Origin of the sequence: Enterobacter asburiae (assembly GCF_007035645.1) — a bacterium.
Classification (GTDB): domain Bacteria; phylum Pseudomonadota; class Gammaproteobacteria; order Enterobacterales; family Enterobacteriaceae; genus Enterobacter; species Enterobacter asburiae_B.
In genome coordinates this window covers 2,814,885-2,829,570 of the sequence record NZ_AP019632.1, presented here as the reverse complement: position 1 = coordinate 2,829,570, position 14,686 = coordinate 2,814,885, and the positions used below count along the sequence as shown (strand labels likewise).

Sequence of the window (14,686 nt, the reverse complement as noted above, 5' to 3'; positions counted from 1 at the left end):
TTTATGCTCCAGAGTCAACTGACGAGCGGCCAAGCATGCGCTTTAGCGTATCGTCTTTATCAATAAAATGGTGTTTGAGGGCGGCAAGCCCGTGCAGCACGGACAGGATCACGACGCTCCACGCAAGCCAGAGGTGAACGACCCCGGCGGTGTCAGCCTGAGCGCCCGCATCGCTGAGCGTTGCCGGGACGTCAAAAAGGCCAAAGACGCTAATCGGCTTACCGTCCGCCGTTGAGATAAGATAGCCGCTGATCAGAATGGCGAAGAGCAGCGCATAGAGCGCGATATGCGCGGCAACGGCACTCAGGCGGGTCATTTTTCCGTGAGTCTTCGGCGCCGCGGGCGGCGGGGAAATATGTCGCCAGATCACGCGAAAAACCAGACCCAGCATCAGGAGAACGCCAATGCTTTTATGTAACTCCGGTGCCTGGTGATACCAGCCGTCGTAATAGCTGAGCGTGACCATCCAGAGTCCAAGGCCAAACATACCGTAGACGGCAATAGCAAATATCCAGTGCAAACCTATGGATATTATTCCGTAGCGCCGGGAGGTGTTACGCAGTTGCATCAGAATGTCCATTTTCGTATTAACCGAAGGGTAAAAATGAACGGGAAGATGTGACATTGCAACTGAAATAATTGTCTATTGATTGTTATTTTATTTATTTCAGCAATTTTGAAAGGAAAGGATAAAGGTAATTCAATGCCTTCGTGCAAGAGGAATTGAGAGGTTCAATAAAGCTAAATTAATGTCAATTATTGTCAGTCAGGGTTTTCAATAAAATACAATGTAAACAAAATCAATAATAGCCAGCAGCGCCCACAATAAGATATAGAGCATGAAATGCTCGCGAATATTATTCATCAGAAAGCTAACGATCCTGCGCATAACGCCCCGTAATGCAGTGTGAATAAAACGGGCCCCGGTACCTCCGGAGCCCGTGCGGATTATCTGTTAAAACGCGAGAGTGAGAAGGGCGTCAGATCAAACTGCGGCGCGATGCCCTGGCCAAACTGTGCGGCGATCTCGCCCAGCACGGAAGCGAACTTAAAGCCATGGCCGCTCAGCCCGGTAATCAGCAGGACGTTGTCATGCCCTGGCAGGGTATCAATGATGAAGTCTTCATCCGGCGTGTTGTCGTAGGTACAGGCCGCGCCATACAGCAAGCCACCGACGCCAGGAAGAATAGTGCGCAGGAACGAGAAGGCTTCTGAACCATCCTGTGGACAGGCGCCAAAAGGCTTGCGTTCGTCAGGGGAGGCGATCGCCTGGCCACCGTTGTGTTTACCGATTTTCAGCGCGTCTTTCTCGGAAGGGAAACCGTAGAACTGATCGCCATTCGGCAATTCGCCGGTGAAGGCCGGGAATTTATTCTGCGCGCTGTAGCGACCATCCGACTGGAACCAGGAGAAGACCTTCCGCACCGGCTGGATTGGCAGTTCCGGCAGCAGGCGAGTGACCCAGGTTCCTGCGCTGACGAGCAGGCGGGACGCTGAATAGTCGCCGTCAAGAGTCGTTACCGTGACGCCATTCTCGTCATGGGTGATGGCCTCCACCGGACAGTTAAACAGCTGCGCACAGCCGGCCTTAGCGGCAAGATCGATCCAGGTTTTGATTGCCGTTTCACAATGCAGCACGCCGGAGTGGGCTTCAAAGAGGCCGATGTAATCGTCAGGGACGGTAATTTCAGGCCAGCGCGCGGTAATGCCCGTCGCGTCCAGTTTCTCAACATCCAGATTAAAGGCTTTTGCGCTGCGCTCGACGCCGGCGAGAAAATCAGAATGAGCAGGGCCAAGGTTGATGACGCCGGTACGCTCGAAAATACGCTCTTCGGTCTGTGTCGCCAGTTCATCCCACAGCGTCTGGGCGCGAAGCACCAGCGGCACATAGCGCTCGCCTTCTCCATACGCATGGCGCATGAGACGGGTATCGCCATGATGGCTGCCCTCAGAATGAGGAGGAAGGTGGGCATCGATCATCAGGACCTTCAGACCTGCCTGTGTTGCGTAATAACCGGCAGCGGAACCCACGGAGCCGCTACCAATAATGATTAAGTCGTATCTCATATGCATCTCATAAACTGATGTTTTGTTAGCAGAGTAATTAACAACGCGGGGTTAGACAAGGGAGAAATAAATAAGGCACCGCGTGGGTGCCTGTAGAGAGAAAAGTGGGCATAAGCTTAGTGCCGTTTATACTCATTTTCCTGATAGTCGCCAGATTCTATTTTTGCAATACCTGCCTCTAAAATAGAAATAAACTGACGGGCGACGTCTGTTGTTAGCCACAGCGTCTGTCCAACTTCCGCTTCTTCACGGTTGAGTTGATTCGGGGTCTGGTAGTGCAAACGCAGCATCAGCGCATCGTAGCTATCTACGGTACTGATATCCCAGCCAACCAGTGGATGGGTCTGGATCACTTCACTATTCTTTTCCATTATAACCCCCTTAATGCGTGTTAGAAGACAACGGCTCTGAGGTTCAATGCATGTTTTTCTGAAAGCATCTTCAGTATACCAAGTAATAAGGGTTCCAACGGGAAAAATAAACAGGTGGCAACACATTTTTCTGCTTTTTAGGATTGTTCGAACAATAAAACACCATCTCGTTCACGATTTTTAAAGAAGATGCCGAATTAATTTGAACTTGCAGGATTTTTAGACAAAAAAAAGCCGGGGCGACCCGGCAAAAAAACACAATGAGGGAGCAGTGTTAATCTGTGATAAACCAGTCGTCTGCGCTTTCCCACGTTTCCTGCAGGATTTCGCTGATGCGATCTTTATCTTCTTTCGCAGCACCAATGACGGAGAGGTTGTTCGCCGCGGCGTAACGCACCGTTACGGCACCCGCGTTGTCGGGAAAGGTGTTGTTAATACGGCGGGATAATTCGCCTGCCAGTGCATCAAGCGCGCCGGCAGGCAGAACGGTTGTTTTGGCTATGGTGACTTCAATACGCATAAATGCCCCCTGTGTAATATACTGTTTATTTATACAGGTATATTATCGGTTTGACAACAAGGGGCATTGATTTTTTAACGTTTTACCGTCCAGTTAACGGTTTCGCCCGCCAGGAATGGGATCAGCGTGTCATCCGTCAGCGCAATGGACTCCTCAACGTGGCTCGCTTTACGCTCCAGTTGGATGAAGGTGTCGTTGACCGGCAGGCCGTAGAAGCGCGGGCCGTTAAGGGAGCAGAACGCTTCAAAATGTTCGAGCGCGTTCATCTCTTCAAAGACGGTCGCGTAGCTGGCCAGTGCCGTTGGGGCGTTGAAGCAGCCTGCACAGCCGCAGCTCGCCTCTTTGCGGTGGCGAGCGTGAGGTGCGGAATCGGTGCCGAGGAACGCGCGGGAGAACCCGCTGGCAACCAGCTCGCGCAGCGCCTGCTGGTGGATGTTGCGCTTGAGAATAGGCAGACAGTACAGGTGAGGACGCACCCCGCCCACCAGCATGTGGTTACGGTTAAACATCAGGTGCTGTGGCGTAATGGTCGCGGCGATAAGATCGTTGCCGTCGCGCACATACTCTGCCGCGTCTTTGGTGGTGATATGTTCAAAGACCACTTTAAGCGCGGGCAGGCGCTGGCGCAGAGGCTCCATTACGGTCTCGATAAAGCGGGCTTCACGGTCGAAGATGTCAATCTCGGCATGCGTGACTTCACCATGGACCAGCAGCGGCATGCCCAGTTTCTGCATGCGTTCCAGAACCGGCATGATGGCATCAATGCTGGTGACGCCGTGGCTGGAGTTGGTGGTGGCATTTGCCGGGTAGAGTTTCGCCGCCGTAAATACGCCTTCGTTAAACCCGCGCTCCACTTCGTTCGGATCCAGCGAGTCGGTAAGATAGCAGGTCATCAACGGGGTAAAATCGTGTCCCGCAGGAACGGCATCCAGGATGCGCTGGCGATAGGCCATCGCGGCATCGACGGTGGTGACTGGTGGAACCAGGTTAGGCATGACAATCGCGCGGCCATAAATTTCGCTGGTATAAGGCACGACGGTTTTCAGCATATCGCCATCACGCAGATGGATATGCCAGTCGTCAGGGCGGCGGATTTTAAGAACCTGGGGTTGTGCAGTCATGGAAGCTCCGGCTTGTCAGGAATCAGTCATAAGGATGGCTGTTTTTGCCGGACACAAATCATAAGCGGAAACGTTTTCGTTTGCACACTTTTCCGTAAAAAAAAGGGCGCCGCAGCGCCCTTCAGGTTAATCGGTGAAAGGAATGATAATTTCTCCCGGTTTCACCTCTATACCTTTTGCATATTTTTTCGCCAGAGCTTCACCCTTGCTTTTGTCTTCGCTTAAGACGTACGCGGGCTGCTGGTTAAAGTAATTACGCAGCGATTGGTTCAGATAGGGCATCAGGGTTTGCAGAACCGGTGCCATCTTGTCCGGCGACACCTGCGCATCGACGACTTCCATCTCCTGCAGGAAAATTGCCCCTTTCTCTTTGTTGAAAACGGGCAGGGCCTTCAGCTTGAGCTTGATGTTGGCCTTCTGATTGCCAAAGAGGGATGACATATCGAGATCCGCATCACCGGCCAGGGTGACTTTGTTTGGCTCTTCACGACCGATCTGGCTGGTCAGGTTCGTCAGGACGATATGCGCGTCCGCCAGTCCCGGCACGCCAATGTCTTTAGAGAAATTGTTATGTTTTTCCAGCGCCTGATTAATTTCCTGTTCACTGACGGTATATTGCGTGAGCTGGTTACAGCCAACCAGCAGGCCGCTGACTACTAATGCCGCGGCAAAGACAATTTTCTTCATAGTGTTCCTCAACGAAAAATCGGCGCTTCTGTCCTGTTACGCCAGTATGTCAGTGTGAATTGGCAGAAACCAGCAGAAAAAACTGAGAAGTGGGGCGGGAGGGGCTCCCGCCCGAGGGAAAGGCTACGCGCCAGGCTCGAGCATCCCGCTCGCGCTGCGCTTCGGGCTGAACTGCCACCACAGAGCAAGGAGCGTCATAAAGCCCACCGCGCCGAGCATCATCCACGGGAGTTCGGGCTGGCTTAACGCTTTGCCGGCATCAAACAACCAGCCGCCACCCGCGTAACCTAATGCGCCGCCAAGCGCCAGCCCCAGCCGGCTGAAACCCATATAGCTGCCGCGCGCACGCGCATCCGCAAGCGAGGCGCTCAGCGTTTCACGGGCAGGCTCGGCGATGATCGAGCCAATATAGAACGTGCAAATCAGCGTAAACAGCTGCTGGAGAGAGTTCACCAGGCCGATCGGCATCATGCTCAGCGTCATCAGGAACAGCCCGGCCATCAGGCGATGCTCCAGACGAAAACGCCGCTCGCTCCAGCGGGCAATCGGATAAAGCAGCGTTAACGACAGGCAGGCTTCGATGGCGTACATCCATTTAACGGCTGCAGGGGTCCCCGCGATGTCGTTAACCATGATCGGCAGCATCAGCATGACCTGTACAGCCAGCATGTAGTATCCCGTCAGGGTCAACACATAGGTGACAAAACGCCTGTCGCGCAGGACGCGGCCAAGCCCTTCCCGGACCGGCGCTTTGACCGTCGACAGTTTCCAGGCGGGCAGGAACAGGCCATTGAACAGCGCGCACAGAATAAAGAGCACCGCCCCAGCGGCGCAGACCAGACGGAAGTCATACTGCAGCAGCCAGCTTCCCAGCAGGGCGCCGATAACCGCCCCGGCACTGTCCTGCATCATCAGAATCGAGAAGAAACGGCCGCGGTGCTGGGGGCGAATAAGCTTTACCACAAGCGCGGTGCGTGGCGGATCGAACAGCGTGCCGCCGATACCGGAGAGGAAACAGGAGAACCAGAGCAGCCAGGGCTCCTGGGCGACCGCCATCGTGGCAAAACCTGCCGCGCGCAGCAGCATACCGGTAACGATCATCGGTTTAGCGCCAAAGCGGTCGGCAATGGCCCCGCCAAAGACGCCCAGGCCCTGCTGGACAAACTGGCGTAGCCCCAGGGCAATGCCAACCATTAATGCCGCCCAGCCCATCTGATCGACAAAGCGGATCGATATCAGCGGAAAAACGACAAAAAAGCCGAGCACGACCAGCATGTTATCGACGAGCAGGAAATATTTACCCAGGCTCCTGGCCTGTGATACGCGGGACATTTTCCCTCCAGGGAAAATAAGAGGTGAGCACGCTAACATTCTGCGGTGTCGCCGCGTTTTTTCCCACCCCCGCGGGTGACAATATTTTTTTATCAAAAGGGTGCTTTGATAGAGAGTTCTCATCGAAAAATGTGAAAAGAGGTGAAAATGGTATGTCACTGTTTTCACAGACGGCACAGGCGCAGGTATAGTAAAGCTAATGGGTCAGCAGAAGTGACGGGAAGGAGTGGTATCGATGTTTGGCTATCGCAGCAATGTGCCAAAAGTGCGTCTGACAACGGACCGGCTGGTCGTTCGTCTGGTGCATGAGCGTGATGCCTGGCGTCTGGCGGATTATTACGCCGAGAATCGCCAGTTTTTAAAACCCTGGGAACCCGTTCGGGATGAGAGCCATTGTTACCCTTCCGGCTGGCAGGCGCGCCTCAGCATGATTACGGAATTTCACAAGCAGGGCAGCGCGTTTTATTTCGCGCTGCTGGATCCTGAAGAGAAAGAAATTATCGGGATCGCCAACTTTTCAAACGTGGTGCGCGGGTCGTTTCACGCCTGCTACCTTGGCTACTCCATCGGCCAGAAATGGCAGGGGCAGGGGCTGATGTACGAGGCGTTAACGGTGGCGATCCGCTATATGCAACGCACGCAGCATATCCATCGCATTATGGCGAACTATATGCCGCATAATCAGCGCAGCGGCAATTTGCTGGCCCGCTTAGGGTTCGAGAAAGAGGGTTACGCCAAAGACTATCTGCTGATAGACGGAGAGTGGCGCGACCACGTTCTGACGGCGTTAACCACCCGGGACTGGACCGCAGGTCGTTAAGGAGAAAAGATGAAGTATCAGCTAAACGGTACAGAAGCGCGCGTGATTGGGTGCTTACTCGAAAAACAGGTCACCACGCCGGAGCAGTATCCGCTCTCCGTCAACGCCGTAACCATGGCCTGCAACCAGAAGACCAACCGCGAGCCGGTGATGAACCTCAGCGAACATGAGGTTCAGGACGTGCTGGATGCGTTGGTTAAACGCCACTATCTGCGCACCGTCAGCGGCTTCGGCAACCGCGTGACCAAATACGAACAGCGCTTCTGTAACTCCGAATTCGGCGACCTGAAGCTGAGCAGTGCGGAAGTGGCGGTCATCACCACGCTGCTGCTGCGCGGGGCGCAGACGCCGGGAGAGCTGCGCACGCGCGCTTCCCGTATGCATGAGTTCAGCGATATGCAGGAAGTTGAGCAGACCCTGGAAGGGCTGGCCTCACGTGAAGACGGCCCATACGTGGTGCGTCTGGCGCGCGAGCCGGGCAAACGTGAAAGCCGCTATATGCATCTGTTCAGCGGCGACGTCGATGTCGCTACCGTGGAGAGCGACGCGGGATCCTCAGCAAGCAATGACACTCTTGCCGCGCGCGTAGAAGCGCTGGAAGACGAGGTCGCCGGGCTGAAACAGCGCCTGGATGCGTTGCTGGCACATCTGGGAGACTGACGGTGAAAAAATTACGCGTAGGCGTGGTGGGGCTCGGCGGCATCGCGCAAAAAGCCTGGCTGCCTGTTTTAGGTGCAGCAACGGACTGGACCCTGCAAGGGGCATGGTCACCCACTCGAGAAAAGGCAGAACGTATCTGCGAAACCTGGCGCATTCCGTATGCTGCCTCCCTGCAGGATCTGGCCCGCGAGTGTGATGCGGTCTTTGTACATACCTCAACGGCAACCCACTATCAGGTGGTAAGCGAGCTGCTCAATTTAGGGGTTCACGTCTGCGTGGATAAGCCGCTGGCGGAAAATGTTCAGGATGCCGAACGTCTGATTGAGCTGGCCGCGCGCAAAAAACTGACGCTGATGGTAGGCTTCAACCGCCGCTTCGCGCCGCTTTACCAGCAGCTGAAGGCGCAGTCGGACACGCTCGCCTCGCTGCGGATGGATAAACACCGCACCGACAGCATTGGGCCAAACGATCTGCGCTTCACCCTTCTGGATGATTATCTGCACGTTGTGGATACGGCGCTGTGGCTGAGCAACGGCCATGCGCAGCTGAAGAGCGGTACCCTGTTAACGAATGACCAGGGGCAGATGGTCTACGCGGAACACCACTTCGCCGTTGAGCATCTTCAGATTACCACCAGCATGCACCGTCGGGCGGGAAGCCAGCGTGAATCCGTGCAGGCGGTGACCGAGGGCGCGCTGTACGACATTACGGACATGCGCGAGTGGCGGGAAGAGAAGGGCAACGGCGTGGTGACGCTCCCGGCGCCAGGCTGGCAGAGCACCCTCGAGCAGCGCGGTTTCGCAGGATGCGCCCGTCACTTTATCACCTGCGTGCAAAATCAGACGGTTCCTGAAACGTCCGGCGAGCAGGCCATTATGGCGCAGCGCATTGTGGAAAGGCTCTGGCGCGATGCCATGAGCGAATAACTCGCTGTAACATCTGCGGATAGTAATTCGTTGAAATCCGGTTAGACTAAGCGCCGCTTGTTGGCTTTGCCGGGTGGCGCTTACGCTAACCCGCTCTACAAATCCGTATGGTTCTGGAAATTCACGTTAATGAACTTATTAAAATCGCTGGCGGCCGTCAGCTCGATGACCATGTTTTCCCGCGTGCTGGGTTTTGCGCGCGACGCCATTGTGGCAAGGGTATTTGGTGCAGGGATGGCCACGGACGCCTTTTTCGTCGCGTTTAAATTGCCGAACCTGCTGCGTCGTATTTTTGCTGAAGGGGCGTTTTCCCAGGCATTCGTGCCCATTCTGGCGGAATATAAAAGCAAGCAGGGTGAAGACGCGACGCGCGTCTTTGTTTCTTATGTCTCCGGGCTGCTGACGTTGGCTTTAGCGGTGGTGACCGTACTCGGGATGCTGGCCGCGCCGTGGGTGATTATGGTGACCGCGCCCGGTTTTGCCGATACGGCTGACAAATTTGCGCTGACCTCGCAGCTGCTGCGCATTACTTTCCCCTATATTCTGCTCATCTCGCTGGCCTCGCTGGTGGGGGCGATCCTGAACACCTGGAACCGCTTCTCTGTTCCGGCGTTTGCGCCAACGTTTCTCAACGTCAGCATGATCGGTTTTGCCCTGTTCGCTGCGCCGCACTTCAACCCGCCGGTGCTGGCGCTGGCCTGGGCGGTCACCGTCGGCGGCGTGCTGCAGCTGGCGTACCAGCTGCCGCATCTGAAAAAAATCGGCATGCTGGTGCTGCCGCGCATCAATCTCAAAGATGCCGGGGCGATGCGCGTGATCAAGCAGATGGGGCCCGCTATTCTCGGCGTCTCCGTCAGCCAGATCTCGCTTATCATCAACACCATCTTTGCCTCTTTCCTCGTGTCCGGCTCGGTTTCCTGGATGTACTACGCCGACCGTCTGATGGAGTTCCCGTCCGGGGTGCTGGGCGTGGCGCTGGGGACCATCCTGCTGCCGTCGCTGTCGAAAAGCTTTGCCAGCGGCAATCATGATGAATATTGCCGCCTGATGGACTGGGGTTTACGTCTCTGCTTCCTGCTGGCCCTGCCAAGCGCGGTGGCGCTGGGTATTCTGGCCAAACCGCTGACGGTGTCGCTCTTCCAGTACGGGAAATTCACCGCCTTTGATGCCGCTATGACCCAGCGCGCGCTGATTGCCTACTCGGTCGGCTTGATGGGGCTGATCGTCGTCAAGGTGCTGGCGCCCGGGTTCTACTCGCGTCAGGACATCAAAACGCCTGTGAAAATTGCCATCGTGACGCTGATTATGACCCAGCTGATGAACCTGGCGTTTATTGGTCCGCTGAAGCATGCCGGCCTGTCGCTGTCTATTGGTCTGGCGGCCTGTCTGAATGCCGGGCTGTTGTACTGGCAGCTGCGCAAGCAGGATATTTTCACGCCGCAGCCGGGGTGGGGAAGTTTCCTGGTACGTCTGATCGTTGCGGTACTGGTGATGTCAGCCGCGCTGCTCGGCATGATGTACGTGATGCCGGAGTGGTCCCTGGGCACCATGCCTTATCGCCTGATGCGGCTGATGGCCGTGGTAGGCGTCGGGGTCGTGGCTTACTTTGCCACGCTCGCGGTGCTGGGGTTCAAAGTGAAAGAGTTTGCCCGCCGTACGGCATAAACGCCAAAAGGGGAGTTCACCTTATGGTGCTCCCCGCTGCATGATTTGTCGCACAGGCGTCAAATCGAAATCTTTTTAACTCCCGCAATACGCGCAGTCGCTGTTTGACCATCCGCACCGTACAGTCCGGTTTCTTTATGCGGTTTCAATACCTCAAGCGCCTGCTGATTACGCTCAATCTGACCTTCCAGTAGCCAGCCGTTGTGCTGGTTAAGGTCGCGCAGGTGCTGGGTTTTTTCGGTAATGGTTTGCCAGCGCTCAATAATATCGTCATTGGCGCTACGCTTAGGATCCTGCTCAGCGCGGCGCTGCTGCTCCAGATAATCCAGCGTCGCCAGTAGCGAACTCTTATCTTCAGTAATACGCTGCAGCGCGCTGCCGTTGATGTGACCGGAAGAGAGATGCTGCTGTTCAGCGTCCATTACCGTTTTCAGGTCGTTAAGAACAACCGTCATTTGATCCAGTATTTCTGACAGTCGACTCATACGGTTAGTTACTCTGTAAGAAACTCTGTGCTTCCTGAATCAGGGCGTCAGCGATTTTGCTGGTGTCCATTTTCAGCTCACCGTTACGAATAGCCGTTTTCAGCGCTTCAACACGTTCCATATTGATATCGTTGCTGCCTGGCTGCATCAGTTTTGCCTGTGCGTCGCTCAGGGTCACGCTGGTGCTGTTGGACGTTGACGGTTTTTCCAGACGCGTTTTCTGCGCAGGAGCGTCATTCGTTTCGCGAGGTTGTACAGCGCTTACCGGCTTCAGGGCTGATGTACGATCAATGCTCATAGTGTTGTCCTCATCGAGGGTTCGCGGCGTTTGCGCCTGACATCATCATTAGTGGAATATTTATCGGCACGCGCCGCGAAATCTTTAAAAAGATTATAGGTTAATCAGAATATTCCCATCAGAATCGACGGTTCCGCTCACCACCTGGCCTGAGGACATTCTGACGCGGGCGTTTTGCGCCACTGCGGCATTGTTTAACGCTTTCCCTTCACTGTTGATGCTAAAGCCATCTCCGTTGGCCACCACCATCACCTGTTGACCCGCTTTTACCCGCCATGACTGACGCAGCATTGAGAGCTGTATCGGCTGGCCGGGTGCGACATCGCGCAGGCTGACGGCGTCCTGTGCCTGGTTCATTTCCAGCATGGTGCGTGGAGGCAGCTGGTCCAGACGGCCGCGTTTTAACGTCACGCTGTTCGTCTGCAGCACGCTGCCGCGCGCAATGGGCACGGCGGCGACAACATAATTGCCCGTCGCCTGAACTGCAACCTGTAAATAGCGTTTTTCGTTCGCGCAGCGTGCCAGCACGTTCACATTTCCCCACAGCCGGGTGGTTCCCGTCACGCTAAATGACGGTTGGTCACAGGTCGGGTACAGATTCGGTGGGGTGCGCACGGTAACGTTAACCTCATCGCTAAAGCCCGCCAGCTTTTCAGCAAAAAAAGCCGTAAGCCGATCCTGTAAGCCTTCAGCCTGCACCAGAGGGCTAAACAGCAAGAAAGTTGCCACCAGGCCACGTTTTAACGTTTGCATCGCAAGTTCCACCGTTTCCAGAGTTGAATGAATTCTACCTGCAGTGGTTTTGCATCAACGCAATAAATAGCGACGCATTTTGCGCTTATTCCGTCGATAGGGGAGACCGGGTGAGATTTAAGCTGTGAACTGAAATTTTGCCATCAGCGGAGGAGACATGCTCGATAAACTCGACGCCGCGTTACGTTTTCAGCAGGAAGCGCTCAATTTACGCGCCCAGCGGCAGGAGATTTTAGCCGCCAACATCGCTAACGCCGATACCCCAGGGTTTCAGGCGCGCGATATTGATTTTTCCAGTGAACTCAAAAAGGTGATGGAGCGTGGACGTGCCGAAGGAACGGGTGTTGCACTTGCCATGACATCCTCTCGCCATATTCCTGCTCAGGCGATGACCGCGCCAGCGACCGATTTACTTTACCGCATTCCCGATCAGCCCTCACTCGACGGTAACACCGTGGATATGGACCGGGAGCGTACCCAGTTTGCCGATAACAGTCTGAAATACCAGACGGGCCTGACCGTACTCGGCGGACAAATCAAAGGCATGATGAACGTCCTGCAGGGGGGGAACTGATAGATGGCCTTGTTGAATATTTTTGATATTGCCGGTTCGGCGTTAACCGCGCAGTCCAAACGCCTGAACGTGGCTGCCAGTAACCTGGCGAACGCCGACAGCGTAACCGGACCAGACGGCCAGCCTTATCGCGCCAAACAGGTTGTCTTTCAGGTCGATGCTGCGCCGGGCGCGGCGACGGGCGGCGTGAAGGTGTCTGATGTGGTAGAGAGCCAGGCGCCGGACAGACTGGTGTATGAGCCGGGTAACCCGCTCGCGGATGCCAGCGGATACGTGAAAATGCCAAACGTGGATGTGGTGGGTGAGATGGTGAACTCCATGTCGGCTTCCCGCAGCTACCAGGCCAACGTTGAAGTGCTGAATACCGTGAAGAGCATGATGCTCAAAACGCTCACTCTCGGCCAGTAAAGGAGACATGCATGTCCATCGCCGTAAATGTGAATGATCCTACGAACTCGGGTGTTAATAACACGAAGAGTACGACAGGTTCTAACTCCCTCACCGGGAGCAATGCCTCCGATCTTCAGGGCAGCTTTCTGACGCTGCTGGTGGCGCAGCTTAAGAACCAGGATCCCACCAACCCAATGCAGAACAACGAACTGACCACGCAGCTTGCGCAGATCAGCACCGTGAGCGGCATTGAGAAACTTAACACCACCCTTGGCTCCGTCTCCGGGCAGATTAACAGCGCCCAGTCTCTGCAGGCGGCAAGCCTGATTGGCCACGGGGTGATGATCCCGGGAACCACGATTCTGGCGGGCACCAGCACCACTGAAGGCAACACCACAACGACCACCACGCCGTTTGGCGTTGAGCTCCAGCAGGCGGCTGAGAAGGTCACTGCAACGATCATGGATGCCAATAACGTGGTAGTTCGCACCATTGATATCGGTGAGCTGAAGGCGGGCGTTCACACCTTTACGTGGGATGGCAGCCTGACCGACGGCACTAAAGCACCAAACGGTTCTTACAAAGTAGCGATCAGCGCCAGCAACGGGACGACCCAGCTGGTGGCGCAGCCGCTGCAGTTCGCGCTGGTCCAGGGCGTGATTAAAGGAAGCGACGGCAACAAACTGGATTTGGGAACCTCTGGTTCCACCACACTCGACGAAGTTCGGCAGATTATCTAAGCCTTAACACTTATCAGGAGTAAGTCATGGCCTTTTCTCAAGCGGTCAGCGGCCTGAATGCTGCGGCCACCAACCTGGACGTCATTGGCAACAACATCGCCAACTCCGCGACCTATGGTTTTAAATCCGGTTCTGCTTCATTTGCGGACATGTTTGCCGGTTCCAAAGTCGGCCTGGGCGTGAAAGTTGCGGGCATCACTCAGGACTTTACCGACGGTACCACCACCAACACCGGTCGTGGTCTGGACGTTGCTATCAGCCAGAACGGTTTCTTCCGTATGGTCGATTCCAACGGTTCTGTGTTCTACAGCCGTAACGGCCAGTTCAAGCTGGACGAAAACCGTACGCTGGTTAACATGCAGGGCATGCAGCTGACGGGCTACCCGGTAGCTGGAACGCCTCCAACCGTTCAGACCGGTGCGAACCCTCAGGCGATTACTATCCCGAATACCCTGATGGCGGCGAAATCAACCACCACCGCGACGCAGCAGATCAACCTGAACTCAACCGATCCTGTTCAAACTGCCCCGTTCGATGCGACCAACCCGGATACCTATAACAAAAAAGGGACCGTGACCGTATTCGACAGCCAGGGTAACGCCCACAACATGTACGTCTACTACGTGAAGACGGCCAACAATAAATGGGATCTTTACACTCAGGACGGCAGCGTTGCGGGTTCTACTGCAGCGAAAGCGGCGCAGATGAACTTTGATGCGAACGGTAACCTGGCGGGTGTCTACAACTACGACGCTGCGGGTGTACTGAGCGCAACGCCAAACGCCACGCCGGCCATTAACATCACCACGGGTTCTGTCAGCGGTGCGACGGCGGCGACCTTCTCCCTGAGCTTCCAGAACTCCATGCAGCAGAACACCGGTGCAAACAGCGTTGTGGCAACCAATCAGAACGGCTACAAGCCTGGCGACCTGGTGAGCTACCAGATCAACGACGATGGCACCGTGGTGGGAAGCTACTCTAACGAACAGTCTCAGGTTCTGGGCCAGATCGTGTTGGCAAACTTCGCGAACAACGAAGGCCTGAAATCTGAAGGCGACAACGTCTGGTCTGCCACTCAGTCCTCCGGCGTGGCGCTGCTGGGTACCGCAGGCACCGGTAACTTCGGCAAGCTGACTAACGGCGCGCTGGAAGCTTCCAACGTGGATATGAGTAAAGAACTGGTGAACATGATCGTCGCGCAGCGTAACTATCAGTCGAACGCGCAGACCATCAAAACCCAGGACCAGATCCTCAACACGCTGGTTAACCTGCGTTAA

The 14,686-nt window shown here is 55.4% G+C and carries 19 protein-coding genes; 8 read left to right on the top strand and 11 right to left on the bottom strand.

Going from position 1 to position 14,686, the window contains the following annotated elements; translation table 11 throughout:
• Position 1 precedes the first annotated feature (1 nt).
• The 8 genes from FOY96_RS13505 to mdtH form a co-directional block, all read right to left on the bottom strand.
• The gene (locus FOY96_RS13505) at positions 2-568 is read right to left on the bottom strand and encodes a cytochrome b (RefSeq protein WP_033145194.1); all 567 of its coding nucleotides are present in this window, start codon (positions 566-568) and stop codon (positions 2-4) included.
• 207 nt (positions 569-775) lie between these two features.
• Positions 776-889: a YceO family protein gene (locus FOY96_RS13500; RefSeq protein WP_032638658.1), complete on the bottom strand. Its 114-nt coding sequence runs from the start codon at positions 887-889 to the stop codon at positions 776-778.
• Between the two features lie 59 nt (positions 890-948).
• Positions 949-2,067 carry an N-methyl-L-tryptophan oxidase gene (gene solA / locus FOY96_RS13495; protein ID WP_143347240.1) on the bottom strand — a complete coding sequence of 373 codons (1,119 nt, stop codon included), beginning with the start codon at positions 2,065-2,067 and terminating at the stop codon, positions 949-951.
• A gap of 116 nt (positions 2,068-2,183) precedes the next feature.
• On the bottom strand, positions 2,184-2,438 hold the full coding sequence (gene bssS / locus FOY96_RS13490; RefSeq protein WP_008500827.1) for a biofilm formation regulator BssS: 255 nt from the start codon (positions 2,436-2,438) through the stop codon (positions 2,184-2,186).
• 274 nt (positions 2,439-2,712) lie between these two features.
• Positions 2,713-2,958, bottom strand: coding sequence for a DNA damage-inducible protein I (gene dinI, locus FOY96_RS13485; protein ID WP_008500826.1), 246 nt, complete (start codon positions 2,956-2,958; stop codon positions 2,713-2,715).
• A 74-nt stretch (positions 2,959-3,032) separates the two neighbouring features.
• Positions 3,033-4,079, bottom strand: coding sequence for a dihydroorotase (pyrC, locus tag FOY96_RS13480; protein WP_143347239.1), 1,047 nt, complete (start codon positions 4,077-4,079; stop codon positions 3,033-3,035).
• A gap of 126 nt (positions 4,080-4,205) precedes the next feature.
• The gene (locus FOY96_RS13475) at positions 4,206-4,766 is read right to left on the bottom strand and encodes a lipoprotein (protein ID WP_023311126.1); all 561 of its coding nucleotides are present in this window, start codon (positions 4,764-4,766) and stop codon (positions 4,206-4,208) included.
• Between the two features lie 123 nt (positions 4,767-4,889).
• Positions 4,890-6,098 carry a multidrug efflux MFS transporter MdtH gene (mdtH, locus tag FOY96_RS13470; RefSeq protein WP_039261870.1) on the bottom strand — a complete coding sequence of 403 codons (1,209 nt, stop codon included), beginning with the start codon at positions 6,096-6,098 and terminating at the stop codon, positions 4,890-4,892.
• A gap of 235 nt (positions 6,099-6,333) precedes the next feature.
• Here mdtH and rimJ point away from each other — a divergent pair, with 235 nt between their 5' ends.
• The 4 genes from rimJ to murJ all read left to right on the top strand — a co-directional run bounded on the left by rimJ (position 6,334) and on the right by murJ (position 10,169).
• Entirely contained in the window at positions 6,334-6,918 is a 585-nt protein-coding gene (gene rimJ / locus FOY96_RS13465) for a ribosomal protein S5-alanine N-acetyltransferase (protein WP_008500822.1), read from the top strand.
• 9 nt (positions 6,919-6,927) lie between these two features.
• Entirely contained in the window at positions 6,928-7,578 is a 651-nt protein-coding gene (locus FOY96_RS13460) for a YceH family protein (protein ID WP_045888676.1), read from the top strand.
• Between the two features lie 2 nt (positions 7,579-7,580).
• On the top strand, positions 7,581-8,504 hold the full coding sequence (locus FOY96_RS13455; RefSeq protein ID WP_143347238.1) for a Gfo/Idh/MocA family protein: 924 nt from the start codon (positions 7,581-7,583) through the stop codon (positions 8,502-8,504).
• 129 nt (positions 8,505-8,633) lie between these two features.
• Positions 8,634-10,169: a murein biosynthesis integral membrane protein MurJ gene (murJ, locus tag FOY96_RS13450; protein WP_023311131.1), complete on the top strand. Its 1,536-nt coding sequence runs from the start codon at positions 8,634-8,636 to the stop codon at positions 10,167-10,169.
• Between the two features lie 59 nt (positions 10,170-10,228).
• Here the strand turns inward: murJ and flgN are convergent, their stop codons facing one another.
• The 3 genes from flgN to flgA form a co-directional block, all read right to left on the bottom strand.
• Entirely contained in the window at positions 10,229-10,654 is a 426-nt protein-coding gene (gene flgN, locus FOY96_RS13445; RefSeq protein ID WP_008500818.1) for a flagella biosynthesis chaperone FlgN, read from the bottom strand.
• A 4-nt stretch (positions 10,655-10,658) separates the two neighbouring features.
• A complete protein-coding gene (flgM, locus tag FOY96_RS13440; protein ID WP_023311133.1) occupies positions 10,659-10,952 on the bottom strand; it encodes a flagellar biosynthesis anti-sigma factor FlgM in 294 nt (97 codons plus the stop codon).
• A gap of 93 nt (positions 10,953-11,045) precedes the next feature.
• Entirely contained in the window at positions 11,046-11,705 is a 660-nt protein-coding gene (gene flgA / locus FOY96_RS13435) for a flagellar basal body P-ring formation chaperone FlgA (protein ID WP_023311134.1), read from the bottom strand.
• Between the two features lie 157 nt (positions 11,706-11,862).
• Between flgA and flgB the strand changes: the two genes are divergently transcribed.
• From flgB to flgE, 4 genes are read left to right on the top strand one after another with little or no spacing between them, the layout of a single operon-like run.
• Positions 11,863-12,279: a flagellar basal body rod protein FlgB gene (gene flgB / locus FOY96_RS13430; protein ID WP_023311135.1), complete on the top strand. Its 417-nt coding sequence runs from the start codon at positions 11,863-11,865 to the stop codon at positions 12,277-12,279.
• Between the two features lie 3 nt (positions 12,280-12,282).
• Positions 12,283-12,687: a flagellar basal body rod protein FlgC gene (gene flgC / locus FOY96_RS13425; RefSeq protein ID WP_008500814.1), complete on the top strand. Its 405-nt coding sequence runs from the start codon at positions 12,283-12,285 to the stop codon at positions 12,685-12,687.
• 11 nt (positions 12,688-12,698) lie between these two features.
• Entirely contained in the window at positions 12,699-13,409 is a 711-nt protein-coding gene (flgD, locus tag FOY96_RS13420; protein WP_029740349.1) for a flagellar hook assembly protein FlgD, read from the top strand.
• Positions 13,410-13,435: 26 nt separating this feature from the next.
• Complete coding sequence (gene flgE / locus FOY96_RS13415; RefSeq protein WP_039261882.1) at positions 13,436-14,686, top strand: flagellar hook protein FlgE; 1,251 nt, start codon at positions 13,436-13,438, stop codon at positions 14,684-14,686.

Excerpts from the sequence above, each read along its gene's own strand:
- FOY96_RS13500 (WP_032638658.1), bottom strand. The coding sequence starts at position 889 with ATGCGCAGGATCGTTAGCTTTCTGATGAATAATATTCGCGAGCATTTC.
- rimJ (WP_008500822.1), top strand. The coding sequence starts at position 6,334 with ATGTTTGGCTATCGCAGCAATGTGCCAAAAGTGCGTCTGACAACGGAC.
- FOY96_RS13505 (WP_033145194.1), bottom strand. The coding sequence starts at position 568 with ATGCAACTGCGTAACACCTCCCGGCGCTACGGAATAATATCCATAGGT.
- murJ (WP_023311131.1), top strand. The coding sequence starts at position 8,634 with ATGAACTTATTAAAATCGCTGGCGGCCGTCAGCTCGATGACCATGTTT.
- pyrC (WP_143347239.1), bottom strand. The coding sequence starts at position 4,079 with ATGACTGCACAACCCCAGGTTCTTAAAATCCGCCGCCCTGACGACTGG.
- mdtH (WP_039261870.1), bottom strand. The coding sequence starts at position 6,098 with ATGTCCCGCGTATCACAGGCCAGGAGCCTGGGTAAATATTTCCTGCTC.
- FOY96_RS13460 (WP_045888676.1), top strand. The coding sequence starts at position 6,928 with ATGAAGTATCAGCTAAACGGTACAGAAGCGCGCGTGATTGGGTGCTTA.
- solA (WP_143347240.1), bottom strand. The coding sequence starts at position 2,067 with ATGAGATACGACTTAATCATTATTGGTAGCGGCTCCGTGGGTTCCGCT.
- flgD (WP_029740349.1), top strand. The coding sequence starts at position 12,699 with ATGTCCATCGCCGTAAATGTGAATGATCCTACGAACTCGGGTGTTAAT.
- flgB (WP_023311135.1), top strand. The coding sequence starts at position 11,863 with ATGCTCGATAAACTCGACGCCGCGTTACGTTTTCAGCAGGAAGCGCTC.
- dinI (WP_008500826.1), bottom strand. The coding sequence starts at position 2,958 with ATGCGTATTGAAGTCACCATAGCCAAAACAACCGTTCTGCCTGCCGGC.
- bssS (WP_008500827.1), bottom strand. The coding sequence starts at position 2,438 with ATGGAAAAGAATAGTGAAGTGATCCAGACCCATCCACTGGTTGGCTGG.
- flgC (WP_008500814.1), top strand. The coding sequence starts at position 12,283 with ATGGCCTTGTTGAATATTTTTGATATTGCCGGTTCGGCGTTAACCGCG.
- flgM (WP_023311133.1), bottom strand. The coding sequence starts at position 10,952 with ATGAGCATTGATCGTACATCAGCCCTGAAGCCGGTAAGCGCTGTACAA.
- FOY96_RS13475 (WP_023311126.1), bottom strand. The coding sequence starts at position 4,766 with ATGAAGAAAATTGTCTTTGCCGCGGCATTAGTAGTCAGCGGCCTGCTG.
- flgE (WP_039261882.1), top strand. The coding sequence starts at position 13,436 with ATGGCCTTTTCTCAAGCGGTCAGCGGCCTGAATGCTGCGGCCACCAAC.
- flgN (WP_008500818.1), bottom strand. The coding sequence starts at position 10,654 with ATGAGTCGACTGTCAGAAATACTGGATCAAATGACGGTTGTTCTTAAC.
- flgA (WP_023311134.1), bottom strand. The coding sequence starts at position 11,705 with ATGCAAACGTTAAAACGTGGCCTGGTGGCAACTTTCTTGCTGTTTAGC.